The organism is Pseudomonas sp. GW456-12-10-14-LB2 (assembly GCF_002884345.1).
Classification (GTDB): Bacteria; Pseudomonadota; Gammaproteobacteria; order Pseudomonadales; family Pseudomonadaceae; genus Aquipseudomonas; species Aquipseudomonas paraglycinae.
This window is the reverse complement of sequence record NZ_POHV01000031.1, coordinates 1-18889: the sequence shown is the minus strand read 5'-3', so window position 1 is coordinate 18889 and position 18889 is coordinate 1. Positions and strand designations below refer to the sequence as shown.

The window sequence follows — 18889 nt, the reverse complement described above, 5'->3', positions numbered from 1 at the left end:
AGATCGTTCCCACGCTCTGCGTGGGAACGATCAGTGAACAAACTCAGGCGGGGTAGTTGGCGCGCAGTGCCTCAAGCCCGCCCTGATAGATGCCGCTAAACAGCGCCACCACTTCCTCATCGCTCACGCCCTTGGCCGTGAAGCGTCCCGACCACGTCACCTTCGCGCCCTGCCCTTGGGCCTCAACACGAATCGTCGCCAGATAATCGGTGGCCGGAAACGGTGCCTGCAGAATCGAATAGCTGTAGGTTTTGCCCGCGTTATCGAACGTCTCCAGGCGCTCGACCACCACTGCGCCGTCAGCGGTTTGCAAAGTGCGCACACGCCCGCCTTCGCTCAGTTCGCTGTTGGGAATGAACGGCAGCCAGTCCGGCAAGGTGTTGAAGCCGCCAATCAATTGCCAGACCTGATCGGCCGAAGCCGGGATGTCGATCGTTGCTGATGCTGTTGCCATAAATAAGAAGTCTCTCTCGATTAATTCAGATAGTCAGGCTGTCGACCACGCCGCCATCGACCCGCAAAGCGGCGCCGGTGGTGGCCGAAGACAGCGGTGAAGCGATGTAGGTAACCAGGTGCGCGACCTCTTCGACATCCGCCACGCGCTGGATGATCGAGCTCGGACGGGCCCGGCGCACAAAGGCGTCGGCTTCGTCACGCAGGCTGCGGCCAGACTCGGCGGCGGCATCCTTGAGCATTTCTTCGACACCGTCGGTGAAGGTCGGCCCCGGGAGGATCGCGTTGACCGTAACCCCGGTGCCCGCCAGGCGTTTGGCAAGGCCATGGGACACCGCGAGGTTGGCGCTTTTGGTCACGCCGTAGTTGATCATGTCGGCCGGGGTGGCCACGCCGGATTCCGAAGACAGGAAGATCACCCGGCCCCAGCCCTGCTCGACCATCGCCGGCACGTAATGCCGCGACAGGCGCACGCCGGAGATCACATTGATTTCATAGAAGCGCGTCCACTCATCGTCCGGCGCATCGAAGAAATCCACGGCGTTGTAGATGCCGAGGTTGTTCACCAGGATGTCGGCTTTCGGCTCAGCGGCGAACAGTTTCTGCGCGCCTTCGGCCGTGCCCAGATCCGCCGTCAGACCCCGCAGTTGCGCGCCCGGCACCTTGTCTCGAATGCTTGCCAGCGCCTGCTCGACCTTGGCCGCGTCGCGACCGATCACCACCACCGTGGCGCCCGCCTCGGCCAGCGACTGGCTGATGCCCAAACCGATGCCCGCCGTGCTGCCGCTGACAATCGCCAGTTTTCCGCTCAGATCGATCTTCATGCTTTCACCTCGTCGATGGGTAATGGTGCACGTTCGGACACCAGTTTCGCTTCACGCATGGCCTGCCAGAAACCGGCCGGAATGACCGCCGACAGCGCCGCCACATCTTCAGCGATGCGCCCCGGTTTGCTCGCGCCGGGAATCACTGCCGCCACGGCCGGATTGGCCAGCGAGAATTGTAGTGCAGCCGCTTTGACATCGACGCCGTAGGCGGCAGCGATGCGTTTGATCTGCTCGACTCTGGCAACGATTTCAGGACTGGCTTTCTGGTATTCGAAGTGCGCGCCACCGGCCAGAATCCCCGAGCTGTATGGGCCGCCGACCACGATTTCAAAGTTCTGCGCCCGGGCCGAATCCATCAAGCGCTGCAGAGCGCGGTCGTGGTCGAGCAAGGTGTAGCGGCCGGCCAACAGGAAGCCGTCAGGCTGCGCCTCGGTCAGGTCCAGCGTCAACTCGCACGGTTCAACCTTGTTCACGCCCAGGCCCCAGCCCTTGATCACGCCTTCTTCACGCAGGCGGGTCAGGACTTTGAAGGCGCCGGTGCGTGCCTGATTGAAATACTCGAGCCATTGGTCGCCGTAGAAATCCTGAGCGATATCGTGGACCCAGACGATGTCGAGGCGATCGGTTTTCAGACGCTTGAGGCTGTCTTCGATCGAACGCAAGGTGGCGTCGGCGCTGTAGTCGTTGACGATCTTGTTCGGGCGACCGTGCTCGAACACCCCGCTTTTCTCGCCCAGATCCCGGACGGCGGCGTCTTCGACTTCATCGAGAATCACCCGGCCGACCTTGGTGCTGAGCACATATTCGTCGCGTTTGTAGCGGGACAGTGCTTCGCCGAGGCGGATTTCCGACAGGCCCGAGCCGTAGAACGGCGCGGTGTCGAAGTAACGCACGCCGGCATCCCACGCCGCGTGCACGGTGGCCTGGGCTTCTTCCTCAGGAATGGCGCGGAACATGTTGCCCAGCGGCGCGGTGCCGAAGCCGAGTTGGCCGGGGAGTTTGTCTTTCAAGCTCATGATGCTGTCCTCGTAGTTCGTGGTCGGTGTTGACCGTTGAGCAGATCCTAGATTGCGCCACTCAGACCGTCCAAGACATAATCAGCAGCACTTGAGTCCCTGAAGGTCTGACATGATCGACATCCGCCAATTGCGCTACTTCGTCGCCGTCGCCGAGGAAGAACACGTCGGCCGCGCCGCCGAGCGCCTGCACATTTCCCAGTCGCCCCTGAGCCGACAGATCGCCCAGCTGGAAGAGCGCCTGGGCCTGACCCTGTTCGAACGCAGCCAGCAGCGCATCCGCCTGACCCGCGACGGCCAGACCTTTCTCGCCGAAACCCGCGCCCTGCTGACCCACGCCAACCGCCTGGAATCTCTCGGCAAACGCCTGGGCCGTGGCGAAGAAGGCGGCCTGTGCATCGGCTACATCGAAAACGCGATGCACGCCGGGGTCTTGCCCAATGCCTTGCGTGTGCTGCGGGTCGACCGGCCCAACGTGCATGTCGCGCTGTACAACCTGAGTTCCGCCGAACAACTGGAAGGCCTGCGTCAGCGTAGCCTCGATATCGCGCTGGTCAGTGAACCGCCGACGATCGACGACCCGGACCTGCTGGGCTTTCAGGTACTGGACGACCCGATGCTGCTGGCGCTGCCCGAACATCACCCTCTCAACCAACTGCCCTCGCTGACCCCGGCGGATCTGGCCGATCAGGAATGGATCGGCGTGCAGCCTCGCCGAGGCGCTGACGATGAGTTCGTCAGCGCCTGCATTCGCGCGGGCTTCACCCCGGATGTACGGATGCAGGCCACCGAGCCGTTTACCGCGTTGGGGCTGGTCGCTTCGGGGCTGGGGATCGCGATGATCCAGAAAGGTCTGAGCCACAACGCACCGCCGGGCGTGGTGCTGCGGGAAGTGCCGTGGCTGGCGTTCACCACGCCGTTGTGGGCGGCGTGGCACCGGATCAACCTGCGGCCGCTGGTGGAAACGTTTCGCAAGGTTCTGACCGGCGTCGATCCCGCCCAGTGACCCGACAGCCCAAGACTTTGCTGCTTTACTGAAAAGACTCAAAAAACCAGCGAGTCTTCCGGCATGAACCGCAATGACCTGCGTCGCGTGGACATGAACCTGTTGGTGATTTTCGAAACCCTGATGTTCGAAAAGAACCTGACCCGCGCCGGGGAAAAGCTGTTCCTCGGCCAGCCCGCCGTCAGTGCTTCACTGGCCAAACTGCGCGACCTGTTCGACGACCCGTTACTGGTGCGCAACGGCCGCGTGCTGGAACCGACCCAGCGGGCGCTGGCGATCCTCAAGGAATTGCAGCCGGCGATGGACACCATCTCCGGCGCGGTCAGCCGGGCCAAGGATTTCGACCCGCTGAGCAGCCGCGACGTGTTTCGCATCGGTCTGTCGGACGACGCCGAGTTCGGCCTGCTGCCGCCGTTGCTCAAGCAATTGCGCGAAGAAGCGCCGGACGTGGTGGTGGTGATCCGCCGGGTGAATTTCCTGCTGATGTCGTCGATGCTGGCGTCCGGGGAGATTTCCGTCGGCGTCAGTTACACCACCGAATTGCCGGCCAATGCCAAACGCAAAAAACTGCGGGACCTGCGCTGCAAGATCCTGCGCGGCGATGATCGTCCCGGCGCACTGACCCTCGACGAATATTGTGAACGGCCCCATGCGCTGGTGTCGTTTTCCGGGGATCTGGGTGGGGCCATCGACAACGATCTGGCGCGAATCAACCGCGCCCGGCGCGTGGTGCTGGCGGTGCCGCAATTCGCTCCGCTGCGGGCGATTCTGGCGGGCACCGACATGCTCGCCACCGTGCCGGACTTCGCCGCCTGCGCATTGGTCGAAGGCAGCAGCGTGTTGCGCGCCGACGACCCGCCGTTCGACATCGTGCCTTCGGAGCTGTCGATGGTCTGGAACGGGGTCAACGACAACGATCCGGCGGAACGCTGGTTGCGCTCGCTGATTGCCCATCACATGTCGGCGCCTCTTCCACCGCAGGCGCACTGATCGGCTTGAACCCCGGATCGACCTCGTGCAGGTACACCGGCAGGTCGGTCATCGGCGGCATCTGCGGGATGTCGAAATACATCTGCACCACCCAGCCACGGTGGTAGTTGTTATGGTTGATCACGTGCATCAGGATCGCCCCGGCATTCATGGTGCCGCCATCGCCGGACACAAATTTGAAATCGATCGGGCGGTTCAGCGAGGCTTCGGTCTGCTGCGCGCTCCAGGTGCGATACCAGCCGTCGACTTCCTGCTGGGCCTGACGCAACTCGCCGAGATCGGCGTGCACCAGATCATGGGACGTCGTGAAACCGTGCTCGCGCCCTTCGAGGTGCGCTTGCCAGATCCGGTCGACCACGTAGATGTGGTTCAGCGTACCGATCATGTTCTTGAAAACCGTCTTGCGCTCCCTCGTCGTCTCCCCCGCCGGCAGCGCTTGCAGGCTGTCGAACAGACGCTGATTGGCCCAGGTCTTGTAGTCCGTGAGCAGATGGGCCGTGGCCAGATTGATCATCGCGGGTCACCGTAGGCACGAAAAAGGGCTCCGCCTAGGATAGACCTCTCTCGCGGGAATGGCGGTGGTGCTGACTATTGGTCGGGTCTACAGTGAAATCTCCATCCCCTTCACAAGGACGTGAAGCATGCAAAATCGCCCTACTTTCGCCCAACGCCAGTTCGCCCGCCACTTGCGCACATCCCAGACCGACTGCGAACAACTGCTCTGGCAGAAGCTGCGGGCGCGGCAGGTGGCGGGGCTGAAATTTCGCCGGCAGGCGCCGGTTCCGCCGTTTGTGCTGGATTTCTATTGTGTGGAATTGAAGCTGGCGGTGGAGCTGGATGGGGGGCAGCATTTTTGAGGAGGCGGGATTAACTCATGACCGTCGGCGGACGGTTTATCTTTAGCGGCTGGGGATTGAGGTGGTGCGGTTCAGCAATCTGGAGGTGATTCGGCAGATGGGGGATGTGCTGGAGCAGATTGTGCGGGTTGCGCAGGAGCGTCGATTGCGGCTCTGATCCAGAAGCCCCCTCACCCTAGCCCTCTCCCAGAGGGAGAGGGAACCGATCGGGGGATATTGTCGGAATACATCGACCTGAAAAATCTGCGGTGAATCCATAATCGACTCGGTTTTTCAGGTCGATGCTTGGAATCCATAATGGACTCGGTTTTTCAGGTCGATGTACCTCTTAAGACACCTCGGTCGGCTCCCTCTCCCCCGGGGAGAGGGCTGGGGTGAGGGCCAACGGTCGACGCAGAATGCACGACAGTCCCGGAACCCATAATCGAATCTGTGTCTCAGGCCAATGCTTGGAATCCATAATCGACTCGGTGCATCAGGTCGATGTACCTCTCAAGACACCTCGGTCGGCTCCCTCTCCCTCCGGGAGAGGGCTGGGGTGAGGGCCAGCGGTCGACACGGAATCCATGAGCATTCAAGATCCCAACCGCGCCCACCCCGCCACCAGCTGCGCACTGATACTCACCCCGCCACAAACTATGACCACCACATCATGCGCTCCCGCCAACGCCGGATGGTCGAGGTACGCCACCGCCAGCGAAACCCCGCACGCCGGCTCCACCAACTGCCGCAGATCACTGGCATAACGCACCACCCCCATGATCGCGTCGTCATCCGACAGCACCAGACATTCATGATCGAACTCGCCGATATGCTCTACCGGCCAAGCCGCCACCTGAGCAGCTCCGAGGGAGGTGGCGACGCTGTCGATACGGCTCAGGCGCACCGGATGGCCAGCCTGGACGGCGGCGGCAAACGAAGCGGCGCCTGTGGTTTCGCAGGTGACGATGCGGCAGTCGCGGCGGTCGTGGCGCAGCAGCCCGGTGAGAATTCCCGCCAGCAAACCACCGCCGCCGACCGACGTGACCACAGTATCGACCTGCGGGCAGTCGTCGAGGATTTCGTCGACCATCGTGCTGTGCCCTTCCCACAGTACCGGGTGGTCGAAGGCCGGCACGTATTCGGTGTCTGCCGCACTGGCCAGTTCCCGCGCCCGCTGGTTGGCTTCGTCCCAGACTTTGCCGTGGACGATAACCTCCGCGCCGGTGCGGCGAATACGCGCGCGGGTCGCTTCGGGCGTTGTGTGCGGCACCACGATGCAGGCTTGCAGGCCCAGGCTGACGGCGGCCACCGCCGTGGCCAGTCCGGCATTGCCGCCGGACGGACACACGACCTTGCGCTTGCCCTGCGCCGCTGCCTGACTGCACAACAAGCCCATGCCACGCAGCTTGAACGAGCCGCACGGTTGCAGGTTTTCCAGCTTCAGCCAGATGCGCCGGGAAGCGGTCGACAGGGTCGGATGGAGGATCAGCGGCGTGCGGATGTGCAGCATGGCGGACTCCCGAAGCGGCCGCTCGGATGATCGGAACGTCTCTGCCTGAAGTTTAGTCCACGCCCCTGCCACCAGCTAAACGCCGGGGATCGTGCCGGGATCTACACTGAACGGAACAGCCGTGAGGTGCCTATGAAAATGTCTGCGCAAATGACCGTGGTCGCAGTGCTCGCCACCCTCGCCTATCTGGGCCTGGCGATGTGGGGCATCGGTGGCGTGGCGGTGTTCTTTTCTCACGGCGCTTTGGTCGTGGTGGCACTGGCCACGCTGGCCATGGTGGTGGCTTCGCTCTTTACGGAAGTGAACCTGAGTACCGGCGAACGCGAGGACCGGGCCAATCGCTGGGTGATTCCGGCGTTTGCCGTGATCGGACTGGTCAGTGCCTTTCTGCCGGCTTACTGCGACCGCATCGGTTTCTGGACCATCGGCCGCGAAGGTACCCGTTGGCTGGGCGCGTTGCTGTTTATCGTTGGGGGTGGATTGCGCTTGTGGCCGGTGTTTGTGCTCGGCCATCGGTTCAGCGGGCTGGTGGCGATTCAGCCGGGGCACCGGTTGGTCACCGAAGGCATCTACCGGCATCTGCGCAACCCCAGTTATCTGGGGCTGGTGATCAATGCGATCGGTTGGGCGCTGGCGTTTCGCTCGGTGGTCGGCCTGTTGCTCGCGGCGCTGACGCTGATCCCGCTGATCGCCCGCATCCACTCCGAAGAGGCCCTGCTGCGCACGCAGTTCGGTGCCGAATACGACGCCTATTGCGCCCGCAGCTGGCGCTTGGTGCCCGGAGTTTATTGACGTTGCAGGCGCAACTGGCCGTCGCTGTCGATGCTCAGCGCAATGTCGCGGTAACTGGCGATGGTCGCGTGTACGGTTTCCAGAGGATGCTGGTGAGTCGTGGTGATGATCATCAACGGCGCACCGGCGGCCTCAGCGGCCTGAATACCGACGGTGGCGTCTTCGAAAATCAGGCAGTCCGCCGGTTCCAGGCCCAGACGTTTGGCTGCCAGCCGATAACCGGCCGGATCCGGTTTGCCGGCGCTCACGTCCTCGGCGGTGATCATCACCGCCGGCTCAGGAATCCCCGCCGCCGCCATCCGTCGCAACGCCAGATCCCGTGGCGCCGAGGTCACCATGGCCCAGCGATCCGCCGGTAACGATTTGAGAAACGCTGCCGCGCCGGGGATCTCGACGATGCCTTCGACGTCTTCGATTTCCGCCTCGGTGATGAACGCCGCTTGCGCCTCGGCGTCCACGCCTGGCAGGTTCAAACGCGTGATGGTGTCGATGGCGCGCACGCCGTGGATGGTCGGCAGGAACGTTTCGACGTTCACCCCGTGACGCACGGCCCAGGCGGACCAGATCCGCTCGGCGGCGGCGATGGAGTTGAGGACGGTGCCGTCCATGTCGAACAGGAACGCGCCGAACGCGCGGTTGAAAACAGCATCGTGAGCAGACAAAAGATCACTTCCTCGCAAGGGGCCGGGCAACGTTGCCCGGCAATGTAGCACTTGCGGGACGCTTCAGTGCAGACGCGGCGCCTTGGATTTGAACGCACCGTCAACACAGTCGAGCAACTGGCCGATGGCCCAGGGCTTCTTGATGAACGCCACCGGATGCTTCACGCCCGAGGTTTCCGGCGTTTCATAACCGGACATGACCATCACCGGTTTGTCCGGCCAGCGCTCGCCGACCAGATTGGCCAGGTCCGCCCCGTTGAGGGTGCCGGGCATGGTGATGTCGGTGAGCAGCAGCGCGACTTCGGGCGCGTGCTCTTCCAGGTATTGCGAGGCCGCATCGGCACTGGTCTGCGGTTCGACCTTGAAACCTTCCTCCTGAAGAATTTCGCACAGAAACTCCAGAATCAACGGATCGTCCTCGACTACCAGAATCAATCCGCCAGGAAGGTGCGCGCTCGACGTGGAAATTGGACACATGAACTGGCACTCCCTGAATTGCATGAACGATTTAGCGGCTTGAATCCGCTGCTTATCAGGTATGAGCAGCACCTTCTACAGAAATTCATTTTTGATACAGGTCTTTTCGATAACACTCGGTTGATGGGCAGTCGCCGGTACGAAATTGCGGTTAAAATGCTCGCCCTTTTGCTGGCCGATCCCGATTGATGAACCCTCAAGCCCTCGCCGTTCTCCATGCTCACCTGCTCACCGCGCTGACTTCGGCTCCGGCCGAAACCCGGCGCCTGTTCCATGGGCGTGGGCGTTGCTGGCCGGGGCTGGAGCAAGTCACCGTGGACTGGCTGCAAGGCGTGGTTCTGGTGTCGTTGTTCAAGGAGCCCGAGGCTTCGCAGCTGGAAGACCTCAAGCGCCTGTTGCTGGAAATCACCGGTTCGGCACCATGGCAGCAGTCCGGCGCCCACACTTTGCTGATCCAGCACCGTTACCTGCCGCAAAGCACCGCCGAATGGCTGCTCGGTGAAGAAATCGACGAAATGACCATCGTCGAGGGCGAACTCAAATATCGGGTGGATCTGGGCCGCAAACAAAACACCGGGCTGTTCCTCGACATGCGTTACGGGCGCAACTGGGTGCGCGAACAGGCGGCGGGCAAACGGGTACTGAACCTGTTCGCCTACACCTGCGGCTTTTCGGTGGCGGCCATCGAGGGCGGCGCCAGCCATGTGGTCAACCTCGACATGTCCCGCGCCGCGCTGAGCCGGGGCCGCGACAATCACCGGCTGAACGGGCATGACCTGAGCAAGGTGAGTTTCCTCGGCCACGACCTGTTCAAATCTTGGGGCAAGGTAATCAACAGCGGCCCTTATGATCTGGTGATCATCGACCCGCCGTCGTTCCAGAAAGGCAGTTTTCTGCTGACCAAGGATTACCAGCGCGTGCTGCGTCGTCTGCCGGAATTGCTGACGGCGCAGGGCACGGTGCTGGCCTGCATGAACGACCCTTCGTTCGGTTCGGACTTCCTGATCGATGGCGTGACCCAGGAAGCGCCGAGCCTGCGCTTCGAACAACGGCTGGAAAATCCGCCGGAGTTTCCGGATATCGACCCGGAAAGCGGTCTGAAGGCGCTGCTGTTCAAGCAGATCGGCTAACCCGCTCAGCGCGGCCGCAACACCAGCGCAAACAACTCGCCATGCCCGGTGACGTTGAGCTTGTGATAGAGATTGCGCCGGTGCACCTTCACGGTCTCCGGCGAAATGTTCATGTGCTGGGCGATGGCCTTGCTGGAAAAGCCCTGGAGAATCAGACGCGCCGTATCGATCTCGCGCGCGGTCAGACGGGCGTCGAAGCGGTCGAGCAGCGCCGCAATATCGCCGACCGGCGCCTCGACCGCCGCACCTTGCGGCGGCATCAACTGCACATGCCGACGCATCGCTGACAGCACCCAGTCCTGCACGCAGAGCAGGCGCCCCTGCTCCTGCAAACTGAACGCCGTCGAGCGGCCCATCGACAAGCCGAGTACGCCGTCGTCGAGGTTGACCAGAAATTGCAGCTCATCTGCGCCGACCACCGAGCGGAAATAGCTCAGGTAGTACTCGCTGTGCAGAAACTGATCCGGCGCCACTGACGCGAGGCTGTGCAAACCGTCTGCGATCCCGGCGACGGCGGCCTGGTAGAACGGATCCAGCAAGTACATGCCGGCACAGTAACCGGCCAGTTCTTCCTGCTCGTCGGCGCGACCCTGGCTGTCGAAGTCGATCAGCAATTGCGGCGGGCGCCCCGTCTGCATCACCGCCACCAGCGCATTGTCCAGCGGCACCAGCAGCCGCAGCGTATCGACCAGCGCCCGCCAGAAACCGTCCTGACCGACCGTGGCGAACACCCGCGACAGGCTCTGATGCACCGGCAATTCCTGCAGCAACGCGTCCACGCTCTACCCCTTTTGTGTAACCCATGATGGGAATGGGTGCGGCGCAGCCCGCCCGATAGGCTGACCACTCCTGTTCATCACCGGCCTGCCAACAGGCCAGGAGTGCCGCATCATGCGTGGTCATCGTGGGTATATCAACCTGGGTCTGATGGGCGTTTTGTCCGCAGCGCTGAGTGCGCAGGCGGCCGATGCGCCGAGCGTGCATGTCTACAACTGGTACGACTACATCGGCCCGAACACCCTGCATGATTTCAAGCGTGACAGCGGTATCGAACCGGTCTACGACACCTTCGACAGCGCCGAAGTCCTGGAAGGCAAACTGATGACCAGCCGCAGCGGCTACGACGTGGTAGTGGCGAGCAATTTCAGCCTGCCGACCCTGATCAAGGCCGGCGCCCTCGCCCCGCTGCCCCGCGAACAACTGCCGGGATGGAAGAACCTCGACAACGATCTGCTGAGCAAACTGGCCAATAACGACCCCGGCAACCAGTACGCCGTACCTTATCTGTGGGGCACCAACGGCATCGGCTACAACGTCGACAAGGTGCGCGCCGTGCTGGGCGACAAGGCCCCGGTGGATTCGTGGGACCTGGTGTTCAAGGAAGAGAACCTGGCCAAGCTCGGCGAATGCGGTGTGGCGATGCTCGATTCGCCGTCGGAAATGCTCCCGGTCGCGCTGCATTATCTCGGCCTGCCGCCGAACAGCACCAACGCCGAGGACTATCAGAAAGCCGAAGCGCTGCTGCTGAAACTGCGCCCGCACATTGCCTACTTCAACTCCTCGAAATTCATCAGTGATCTGTCCAACGGCAACATCTGCGTGGCGGTCGGCTGGTCCGGCGCGATGCTCGAAGCCAGGACCACCGCCGAGCAGGCCGGCAACGGCGTGAAGATTCAGTACAGCCTGCCGAAGGAAGGTGCGCCGGTGTGGTTCGACACGCTGGTCTTGCTCAAGGACGCACCGCATCCGGCCCAAGGCCTGGCGTTCATCGACTACCTGCTGCGGCCCGATGTGATTGCGCCGGTCAGCGATCACCTGTCCTACCCCAACGGCAATCGCACCGCCACGGCGCTGGTTGCCCAGGCTACCCGCGACAACCCGGCGGTGTACCCGTCAGCCACGGCGATGGCCACCTTGTACACCCTCGAACCCTTGCCCAAAGCCACCGAACGGGTGCGTACGCGGGTGTGGAGCAAGGTCAAGAACGGCCAATAACAAAACGTGTGGGAGCGAGCCTGCTCGCGATTGCGAAGTATCAGGCACCTCAAATGTTGAATGTGCCGGCCTCATCGCGAGCAGGCTCGTTCCCACAAAGATTGCAATCTGTCAGTACATTTTTCTGCCCGAAAGAGAGAAGAACACCATGAAACCACGTGCCCGCGATCTCCATATCCGCATCGGTCAAATGCAACCCGGCCCGCTCAACGCCATCACCGACGTACCCGGCGTACGGGTCGGCCACAGCAACGTGCGCGGCCGCAGCGCCAGCGGTCGTGACATTTGCAGTGGCGTTACCCTGATCGAACCACGCGCCGGTTCGACCAATGCCCAGCCGTGTTTCGCGGGGGTCCATGTGCTCAATGGCAACGGCGATGCCACCGGGCTGGAATGGATTCGCGAAGCCGGCCTGCTGACCAGTCCGATCGCCTTCACCAACACCCACAGCCTCGGCGTGGTGCGCGATGCCTTGATCGAACTGGATCGCGCGCAGCAACCGGATGACGGTCGTCTCTACTGGAACATGCCGGTGGTGCTGGAAACCTTCGATGGGTTGCTCAACGACATCAACGGCTTTCATGTGAAGCCCAAGCATGTGGCCGAAGCGATGAACAATGCCGTTGACGGCCCGGTGCAGGAAGGCGCGGTGGGCGGTGGCAGCGGCATGATCTGCCATGAATTCAAGGGCGGGATCGGCACCGCGTCGCGCCGCTTGAGCAAGGCTCAGGGTGGCTGGACAGTAGGCGCAATCGTCCAGGCCAACCACGGAATTCGCAGCGAATTGCGAGTCGACGGCTACCCGGTCGGGCGATATATGGAACAGGTGGATTCGCCGTTCTTGCGGGCTTCGTTGCCGCATCCGGGCATGGGCTCGATCGTAGTGGCCCTCGCCACCGATGCACCGCTGTTGCCGCATCAATGCACGCGACTGGCGCAACGGGCGAGCCTCGGTCTGGCGCGTACTGGCGGTGGCAATGAGGATCATAGCGGCGACATCTTCATCGCCTTCGCCACCGGCAACGGTCATATCCCGCCCGCCGCCTACGAAGGTAAAGGCGCATCGACCTGCGATGGCTTGCGGATGGTCAACAACGATCACATCAGCGAGCTGTTTCTGGCAGCGACCGAGGCTGTGGAAGAAGCGATCATCAACGCCTTGCTTGCCAGCGACAGCACCGAAGGCAACGGGCATTCGGTGCCGGGGCTGGATGCCGCCACCCTGCTCGCGGCCCTGGATAAAGCCGGATGGCCGGGCGCTCGCTGACACTCAGCGGAACAACCCAAGTCCGAGTTCGCGCGCCGCCTGCAACTGCATCGCCGGATCGCTCGACTCGGACTCCAGCAACAACGCCGAGCCCGCCACTCTCGCCCCGCAGTAGTCGAAAATGCCGTGATCGATCTGCGTCTTCATCGCCGCGCCGTAGCCGTGGCGCTCGTAAGTGCGCACATCCGCTCCGCCGAGTCCGACCAGGTGTACGCGCAATCGTCCGAGTTTTTTCAGCGTCTTGTCGCCGTCGAAATCGTACGCCCAGCCATTGCTGAACACCCGGTCGATCCAGCCCTTGAGCAGCGCCGGCATCGACCACCAGAACACCGGATAAACCAGCACCAGCGCATCGGCGCGGTCGATGCGTGCCTGCTCGGCCAGTACGTCTTGCGGTGGCGCGGATTCGCGGTGATGCACCGCCCAGTCGGCCACGCCGAAGCGCGGATCGAATTCCTCGGCGTGCAGGTCGGCGATTTCGAAGGTGTTGGAGGGATCGCTTTCCGACAGGCCTTTGGCAATCTGCTGCGCCAACGCGTGAGTCAGTGAGCGTGGATCATCGTGATCGACAACAATCAGTGCGTGCATCGGGAAATCTCCGGTTGGTGATTGCTGACCAAGGGCTTACCCTTGCGAAAAGCTACGATTGGTAAGCTACTACTAGTAAGTTACCTTCAGTAAGTTACGTTTGGTATATAAGCGATGTCAACCACTGAAATCCCAGAACCCGCACAACCCCGTCGACGCCTGTCACGGGAAGACCGCCAGCGCCAGTTGCTCGACATGGCCTGGCAACTGATTCGCGAAGAAGGCACCGATGCCCTGACCCTCGGTTATCTCGCGGAAAAGGCCGGCGTGACCAAACCGGTGGTCTACGACCATTTCACCACCCGCGCCGGTCTGCTCGCAGCGCTGTATCAGGATTTCGACCGACGCCAGACGGCGCTGATGGACGCGGCGCTGGCCAATGCCGAAGCAACCTTGAGCGGCACTGCAACGGTGATTGCGACGGCGTATGTCGATTGCGTGCTGACCCAGGGCAACGAGATTCCGGGGGTGATTGCCGCCTTGGCAAGCACGCCGGAACTGGAGAAGATCAAGCGCGAATACGAGGCGATCTTTCTGGAGAAATGCCGCAATGTGCTGTCGCCATTCGCTGACGGCGCAGAGATCGGACAGGCAGGATTGCGCGCCATGCTCGGCGCCGCTGAAGCCCTGTCACAAGCGGCGGCCACCGACGAAATCAGCGCAGAACAGGCCCGTGACGAGCTGTTGGCAACCATCATTGCGATGGTCGAAAGAGCCGCCGCACGCGCTACCCAGGCAGGTGACTGACGGTACTTGAGCGCATCAGCCCACCTTCCTACGATGGAACTACGCAGTCGCTTGGTCCGCCAAGCCGTTGCGTAGGTGCGGGTGCTCTGAACCCCAATCAAGCCCGCACCTGGCTTCATGCGCATCTTGAGCCTCGCGGGCTCTACTTCCTCCCCATCAAAGAGTCTTGAGGCTCTTTTTTTGTCTCTGAAAATCAGCGTTCGGGTTCGCGACGGATCGAGCGCCACGTGGCCTGGGCCAGCAATTCGCGATAAGCCTTCGGACTGCCCTGCACTCGCCCGGACAACCACGCGCGGCAATAGCTGTCGGCCTGCCCGACGATCAGTGACGGCAGCAGTTCGGCGGGGCATTCATTGAGTTCAGCCGCACTCCCCGACTCGGCCAGCCAGTTACGCAGGCCAAGGTTGCGGGTCTTGTTGCGCTCGGCCAGTTCATCCTTGTGCGGGCCCCGGGTCACGGCATAACGCGCGTGATACTGGAACCGCGCCCATTCCGGCTGATTCTCGACCCAATCCACGTAGCTGTAGACCAGCGCCTGAACCCCCTCTTCGGTGGTCGTCGCGTCAGCCAGATAGGCGTCGCGCAGGCGCGCCTGATCCTCCAGCGCGGTGAAGAACAGCGCGGCCACCAGCCCTTCCTTGTTGCCGAAATGGTGGTAGATCGCCCCGACACTGGTGTCGCACTCGGCACGGATCATTTCGATGGTAGTGGCCTCGATGCCCTGATCGTTGAAGAGGCGCAGGGCCTTGCGAAAGATGTCGCGCTTGAGTTCGGCGCGGCGGCCGGGGTAGCTGCGTTCGAGTAGATCTGCGGTGTCCATGAGCCTTGAAAATCCGGGTAAAGGGCACATCCGTGCCGATGATCGAAACGCGCACAGGTTGACAGATTTCCCGCGGACAGAATACCGTTCCGTTACAGAACAATATTCTGTAACGGAACATGATTCTGTAAATCCATTTACTGCGAGGCTTCATCCATGAGTCAGTTTCTCAGCATGTTCAACAGCGTCGGTTCCCAGGCGTTCAGCCAAATGGCCTGCCAGGTCGCGCCGTACTTCAGCACCATCAATCCGCTGGTGACCGAGTTGCGGGCAGGTTCGGCGCAGGTGCAAGTGCCGTTTCGCCGCGAGATCACCAACCACCTCGGTACCGTGCACGCAATCGCCCTGTGCAACGCTGCCGAACTGGCGGCCGGGATGATGACCGACGTGTCGATTCCCGCCGGCGCGCGCTGGATTCCAAAAGGCATGACCGTCGAATACCTGGCCAAGGCCAAGACCGACGTGACCGCCGTGGCCAACGGCGAAGGACTGGACTGGCAGACCGAAGGCGACAAGATCGTGCCGGTGGATGTCCACGACGCCGAAGGCAAGAAAGTGTTCACGGCGCGGATCACCATGAACGTGAAACTGTCCTGAAATCACCGGCACAAAAAAGCCCTTGCTGCGCTGATCGCAACAAGGGCTTTCGTCGTTTCAAAGGGAAGGGATCAGTGAACGGTCAGACGCTGACGAACAAATTCTTCAGTGCGGCGAGTGACCTGATCCAGATGCCGGTCGCGCTGTTTCTCGGCATCGAGCATTGCCCGCTTGCCGTGCTTTTGCAGCAAGTAGGTGTGGATCTGCTGCACTTCCAGCGAACGGTAGATCGGCGTCGTGTCGATAAAACCGCGCAGCCCGTTGCTGCGGTAGTGCCGGGTGCTCATCAGCACCTGCGTCTCCAGTTGGCCCAGCACTTCAAAGCCCAGCGCCTCGAAATACGGCACCTTGCCGATGCTGCAGGTGAGCTCGGCATGGGGGTAACGCGCCACCATGTCCGCGATCAGCGAACGGGCCACGCCCTGACGCCAATGCCCCTCGCGCACTGCCAGATAGGCCACGTTGCACGCCTCCCAATCACCCTGCACCGGCAGGTACAACAGGAAGCCGATCACCTGCTCGGGGTCATCGTCATCGGTGGCCACCAGCAGTTCCACCTCGGTGCCCTTCTCGCCGTTCAACGCCTCCAGATACAGATGCACCTCGTAGCCGACCGCGTACTGATAGACGTTGTACAACAGGTTGCTCGGGCCGAGACCGATGGCACTGATGTCGGTCAGGTTGTCGACCACCATCTGCAGGATCTGACTGTTGACGCCTTCGGGGCATGGGGATTTGTAGTGGGTGATGCGGGGCATGGCGGGGGAACTCCGGCGGTAAAACACAAGTTGCCGGGTAGGTTGAGCGACCGGCGAACCGCGACATCATACCCTGTGCAAGCCTGACAAAAATTTCATCTGCCCGAGAACGGATCTTTCGCCGATTTGGCGTCCAATTTTTCAGCTGCGTTCATTTTCCGACGCACGCCTTGAGGAGCTGCCATGAACGTTCTGCGTTGCGCGAAAACAATGAAATGCTTGCTCGCTGCCGCGCTGGTGGCGATCACCCTGTCGGGCTGTGTCGTCGAACCGGTTCGCCCGCATCGGCCACCACCGATCGTCGAAGTGGTTCCGGTCATGCCTGCGCCGGGTTATCACTGGGTCGCCGGGCATTACCGCTGGGCCGGCAACCAATGGCGCTGGATGCCGGGACATTGGCGGGCGTATTGAGGCCCTTCACTGCGCGGGGGCAACGACCTTGAACTTGATGTCGATGTCCTTGGACACCACGGTGTCCGCCCACTCCCCCGCGCCAAGGCCGAACTCGTCGCGCTTGAGTACCAGTTCGCCGTCGAAAATGCCGATGCTGCTGTCGGGTTTGAGTTGCACCGGCACCTGCACCTCACGGGTGATGCCTTTGAGGGTGAGGTGGCCGTCGACCAGATAACGGTTGTCGCCGGCCGGACTGAAGCGGGTCGATTCAAACACCGCCACCGGGAATTTTTCGGTGTCGAACCATGCCGGTTTCACCAGCTCGGTGTTGGCATCTTCACTGCCGGCGTCGATGCTGGTGAGGTCGATGTGCAGCGTGGTGCGGGCGCTGGCCAGGTTGTCGCTGTCGAAATCCAGCATCGCGTCGAACTTGCCGAAGGTGCCGTACATCCGCGAGCCCATCTGGTTGTAGGTGAAACTGATCTGGCTGGCGGTGGTGTTGACCCGGGTGTACTCCACCGCATTCGCAGCAGGGATGAAGGTCAGGAAAGACGCGGCCGCCAACAACAATCGAATCGACATGCAATGCTCCGGCGCCCGATGGGGCTCGAATGACTTAAGCAAACATCCGTCACTTGCGCCAGTTCCGCCAACGCCCAACCGGATCAGTCCGTCACACCAACCGCTCGATCTTCTGGTGCTTCCATACCCGCGTGTAATACAGCGTCTGCAACACCAGCATCCCCAGATACGCAATCGGGAACGCCATCCACACGCCCTGCAAACCGAACTGCCCGTCCAGCCAGTAGGCCGCCGGCAACTGCACGCCGAGCACACAGATGATTGCCACGCCCACCGGCACCAGCACCGTACCGCTGGCGCGCATGATGCCGCCGATGATCGCCTGGAAACCGAAGATCAGCAGGCTCCACAACATGATGTGCAACAGATGCTCGGCCATCACCCGGGTCGAGTCTTCGGTCAGGAACAGCCCGAGCAACCAGTGCGATAACAGGTAACCCGCCAGGATCAAACCACCCGTCAGGCACACGTTGATCCAAAGCCCGGTGCGCAGGATCGGGCCCATTCGCTCCAACCGCCCGGCACCGATCGCCTGGGCGCCGAGGATCGACGCGGTGATCGCAATCGACAGCGCCGGAAACTGCACGTAGTTGACGATCTGCGTCACCGCGCCATAGGCCGCCGTCGCCTGCGAACCGTGCTGGTTGACCAGCGCCAGAATCACCAGCTCCGACAGCGACAGCACGATCATCTGCACCCCGGTCGGCAGACCGATGCGCAACACCTTGCCGAGAATCGCGCCGTCCAGCCGCAGCGCCGCGAAGAACTCGCGATCCGGCGCCAGCGGATGGCCCTTGCGGATCAGGCTCCATGACAGCCACGCCATCGCCGCCAGCGTACCGGCCAGACCGGCGAACGCCGCGCTTTGAATCCCCAGTTGCGGCAAGCCGAACCAGCCGCGAATGAACGCCGGGGTCAGCGCGAGCCCGACCACGGTCGACAGCAACAGCGCCAGCATCGGCGACAGCGTGTCACTCACCCCGCGCAACAACTGGGTGAACAACACGTACACCAGCACAACCGGCAAGGTCCACATCATCACCCGGGCATAGGCCACCGCATCATCCAGCACATCCGCCGGCGTGCCCAAACCCTGCAATGCCTCACGCGCAAACACACTGCCTAGCACCGCCGCCACCAGCCCGATCAACACCCCCAGCAACAACGTCGCACCGGCAATCGCCTTGACCATATGCGACTCACGCGCCCCCCACGCCTGACCGATCAGCACCCCTGCCCCGGCGCCCAGACCGATGACCAGCGCAATGAAGAAAAAGATGATCGGAAACATCCCGGACACCGCCGCCAGCGCCTGCGTGCCGAGCATCTGGCCGATGTAGATGCTGTTGACCGTGCCCGACATCGATTGCAGGAAGTTCGACAGCACCATCGGGGCCAGGAACAGCAGGTAGGTTTTCCAGAGGGGGGATTGAGCGGGGG

General features: G+C 62.2%; 22 protein-coding genes and 1 pseudogene. 10 read left to right on the top strand and 13 right to left on the bottom strand.

Annotated elements, in window-relative coordinates:
* Positions 1–43: 43 nt before the first annotated feature.
* The 3 genes from C1X29_RS20490 to C1X29_RS20480 are packed head-to-tail and all read right to left on the bottom strand — an operon-like array spanning position 44 to position 2296.
* Positions 44–454: an SRPBCC family protein gene (locus tag C1X29_RS20490; RefSeq protein ID WP_102718238.1), complete on the bottom strand. Its 411-nt coding sequence runs from the start codon at positions 452–454 to the stop codon at positions 44–46.
* 25 nt (positions 455–479) lie between these two features.
* Complete coding sequence (locus tag C1X29_RS20485) at positions 480–1277, bottom strand: SDR family NAD(P)-dependent oxidoreductase (protein WP_007952959.1); 798 nt, start codon at positions 1275–1277, stop codon at positions 480–482.
* A complete protein-coding gene (locus C1X29_RS20480) occupies positions 1274–2296 on the bottom strand; it encodes an aldo/keto reductase (protein WP_102718237.1) in 1023 nt (340 codons plus the stop codon). The genes C1X29_RS20485 and C1X29_RS20480 overlap by 4 nt, the downstream gene beginning before the upstream one ends.
* Before the next feature lie 112 nt (positions 2297–2408).
* Between C1X29_RS20480 and C1X29_RS20475 the strand changes: the two genes are divergently transcribed.
* Together C1X29_RS20475 and C1X29_RS20470 are read left to right on the top strand one after the other, a co-directional pair.
* Positions 2409–3302: a LysR substrate-binding domain-containing protein gene (locus C1X29_RS20475; protein WP_102718236.1), complete on the top strand. Its 894-nt coding sequence runs from the start codon at positions 2409–2411 to the stop codon at positions 3300–3302.
* Positions 3303–3365: 63 nt separating this feature from the next.
* Positions 3366–4292: a LysR substrate-binding domain-containing protein gene (locus tag C1X29_RS20470; protein ID WP_085602635.1), complete on the top strand. Its 927-nt coding sequence runs from the start codon at positions 3366–3368 to the stop codon at positions 4290–4292.
* Here the strand turns inward: C1X29_RS20470 and C1X29_RS20465 are convergent.
* Positions 4207–4806: a DinB family protein gene (locus C1X29_RS20465; protein ID WP_102718235.1), complete on the bottom strand. Its 600-nt coding sequence runs from the start codon at positions 4804–4806 to the stop codon at positions 4207–4209. The genes C1X29_RS20470 and C1X29_RS20465 overlap by 86 nt on opposite strands.
* A gap of 127 nt (positions 4807–4933) precedes the next feature.
* On the opposite strand from C1X29_RS20465, the pseudogene C1X29_RS20460 reads away from it, so the two are divergent.
* Positions 4934–5306, top strand: a pseudogene (locus C1X29_RS20460) (endonuclease domain-containing protein).
* A 417-nt stretch (positions 5307–5723) separates the two neighbouring features.
* Here C1X29_RS20460 and C1X29_RS20455 read toward each other — a convergent pair.
* Positions 5724–6641: a pyridoxal-phosphate dependent enzyme gene (locus tag C1X29_RS20455; RefSeq protein ID WP_102718234.1), complete on the bottom strand. Its 918-nt coding sequence runs from the start codon at positions 6639–6641 to the stop codon at positions 5724–5726.
* Between the two features lie 132 nt (positions 6642–6773).
* Between C1X29_RS20455 and C1X29_RS20450 the strand changes: the two genes are divergently transcribed.
* The gene (locus C1X29_RS20450; protein ID WP_085654273.1) at positions 6774–7433 is read left to right on the top strand and encodes an isoprenylcysteine carboxylmethyltransferase family protein; all 660 of its coding nucleotides are present in this window, start codon (positions 6774–6776) and stop codon (positions 7431–7433) included.
* Here the strand turns inward: C1X29_RS20450 and C1X29_RS20445 are convergent.
* Positions 7427–8095: an HAD family hydrolase gene (locus C1X29_RS20445; RefSeq protein WP_102718233.1), complete on the bottom strand. Its 669-nt coding sequence runs from the start codon at positions 8093–8095 to the stop codon at positions 7427–7429. The two genes, C1X29_RS20450 and C1X29_RS20445, sit on opposite strands and share 7 nt — an antisense overlap.
* A gap of 63 nt (positions 8096–8158) precedes the next feature.
* A complete protein-coding gene (locus C1X29_RS20440; protein ID WP_085746029.1) occupies positions 8159–8572 on the bottom strand; it encodes a response regulator in 414 nt (137 codons plus the stop codon).
* Between the two features lie 188 nt (positions 8573–8760).
* Between C1X29_RS20440 and C1X29_RS20435 the strand changes: the two genes are divergently transcribed.
* Positions 8761–9702 (top strand): class I SAM-dependent methyltransferase, encoded by a 942-nt coding sequence (locus tag C1X29_RS20435; RefSeq protein ID WP_102718232.1) that lies wholly within the window; start codon positions 8761–8763, stop codon positions 9700–9702.
* A 5-nt stretch (positions 9703–9707) separates the two neighbouring features.
* On the opposite strand, the gene C1X29_RS20430 is transcribed toward C1X29_RS20435, so the two are convergent.
* The gene (locus tag C1X29_RS20430; protein WP_102718231.1) at positions 9708–10481 is read right to left on the bottom strand and encodes a helix-turn-helix transcriptional regulator; all 774 of its coding nucleotides are present in this window, start codon (positions 10479–10481) and stop codon (positions 9708–9710) included.
* A gap of 112 nt (positions 10482–10593) precedes the next feature.
* Here C1X29_RS20430 and C1X29_RS20425 point away from each other — a divergent pair, with 112 nt between their 5' ends.
* Both C1X29_RS20425 and C1X29_RS20415 read left to right on the top strand, forming a co-directional pair.
* Positions 10594–11697 carry a polyamine ABC transporter substrate-binding protein gene (locus C1X29_RS20425; protein WP_102718230.1) on the top strand — a complete coding sequence of 368 codons (1104 nt, stop codon included), beginning with the start codon at positions 10594–10596 and terminating at the stop codon, positions 11695–11697.
* Between the two features lie 148 nt (positions 11698–11845).
* Positions 11846–12964 (top strand): P1 family peptidase, encoded by a 1119-nt coding sequence (locus C1X29_RS20415; RefSeq protein WP_102718228.1) that lies wholly within the window; start codon positions 11846–11848, stop codon positions 12962–12964.
* Between the two features lie 3 nt (positions 12965–12967).
* Here the strand turns inward: C1X29_RS20415 and C1X29_RS20410 are convergent, their stop codons facing one another.
* Positions 12968–13552: an NAD(P)H-dependent oxidoreductase gene (locus tag C1X29_RS20410; protein WP_102718227.1), complete on the bottom strand. Its 585-nt coding sequence runs from the start codon at positions 13550–13552 to the stop codon at positions 12968–12970.
* A gap of 114 nt (positions 13553–13666) precedes the next feature.
* On the opposite strand from C1X29_RS20410, the gene C1X29_RS20405 reads away from it, so the two are divergent.
* Entirely contained in the window at positions 13667–14299 is a 633-nt protein-coding gene (locus C1X29_RS20405) for a TetR/AcrR family transcriptional regulator (RefSeq protein ID WP_102718226.1), read from the top strand.
* A gap of 193 nt (positions 14300–14492) precedes the next feature.
* Here the strand turns inward: C1X29_RS20405 and C1X29_RS20400 are convergent, their stop codons facing one another.
* On the bottom strand, positions 14493–15119 hold the full coding sequence (locus tag C1X29_RS20400) for a TetR/AcrR family transcriptional regulator (protein ID WP_102718225.1): 627 nt from the start codon (positions 15117–15119) through the stop codon (positions 14493–14495).
* Between the two features lie 156 nt (positions 15120–15275).
* Here C1X29_RS20400 and C1X29_RS20395 point away from each other — a divergent pair, with 156 nt between their 5' ends.
* A complete protein-coding gene (locus tag C1X29_RS20395; RefSeq protein WP_011334899.1) occupies positions 15276–15716 on the top strand; it encodes a hotdog fold domain-containing protein in 441 nt (146 codons plus the stop codon).
* 71 nt (positions 15717–15787) lie between these two features.
* Here the strand turns inward: C1X29_RS20395 and C1X29_RS20390 are convergent, their stop codons facing one another.
* A complete protein-coding gene (locus tag C1X29_RS20390) occupies positions 15788–16474 on the bottom strand; it encodes a GNAT family N-acetyltransferase (protein WP_102718224.1) in 687 nt (228 codons plus the stop codon).
* A gap of 183 nt (positions 16475–16657) precedes the next feature.
* On the opposite strand from C1X29_RS20390, the gene C1X29_RS20385 reads away from it, so the two are divergent.
* The gene (locus C1X29_RS20385) at positions 16658–16885 is read left to right on the top strand and encodes a YXWGXW repeat-containing protein (RefSeq protein ID WP_085746019.1); all 228 of its coding nucleotides are present in this window, start codon (positions 16658–16660) and stop codon (positions 16883–16885) included.
* A 6-nt stretch (positions 16886–16891) separates the two neighbouring features.
* Here C1X29_RS20385 and C1X29_RS20380 read toward each other — a convergent pair whose 3' ends face one another.
* Both C1X29_RS20380 and C1X29_RS20375 read right to left on the bottom strand, forming a co-directional pair.
* On the bottom strand, positions 16892–17449 hold the full coding sequence (locus tag C1X29_RS20380) for a YceI family protein (RefSeq protein ID WP_102687808.1): 558 nt from the start codon (positions 17447–17449) through the stop codon (positions 16892–16894).
* Positions 17450–17540: 91 nt separating this feature from the next.
* The coding region (locus C1X29_RS20375) for an MATE family efflux transporter (RefSeq protein ID WP_256584375.1) at positions 17541–18889 on the bottom strand (1349 nt) is incomplete at its 5' end.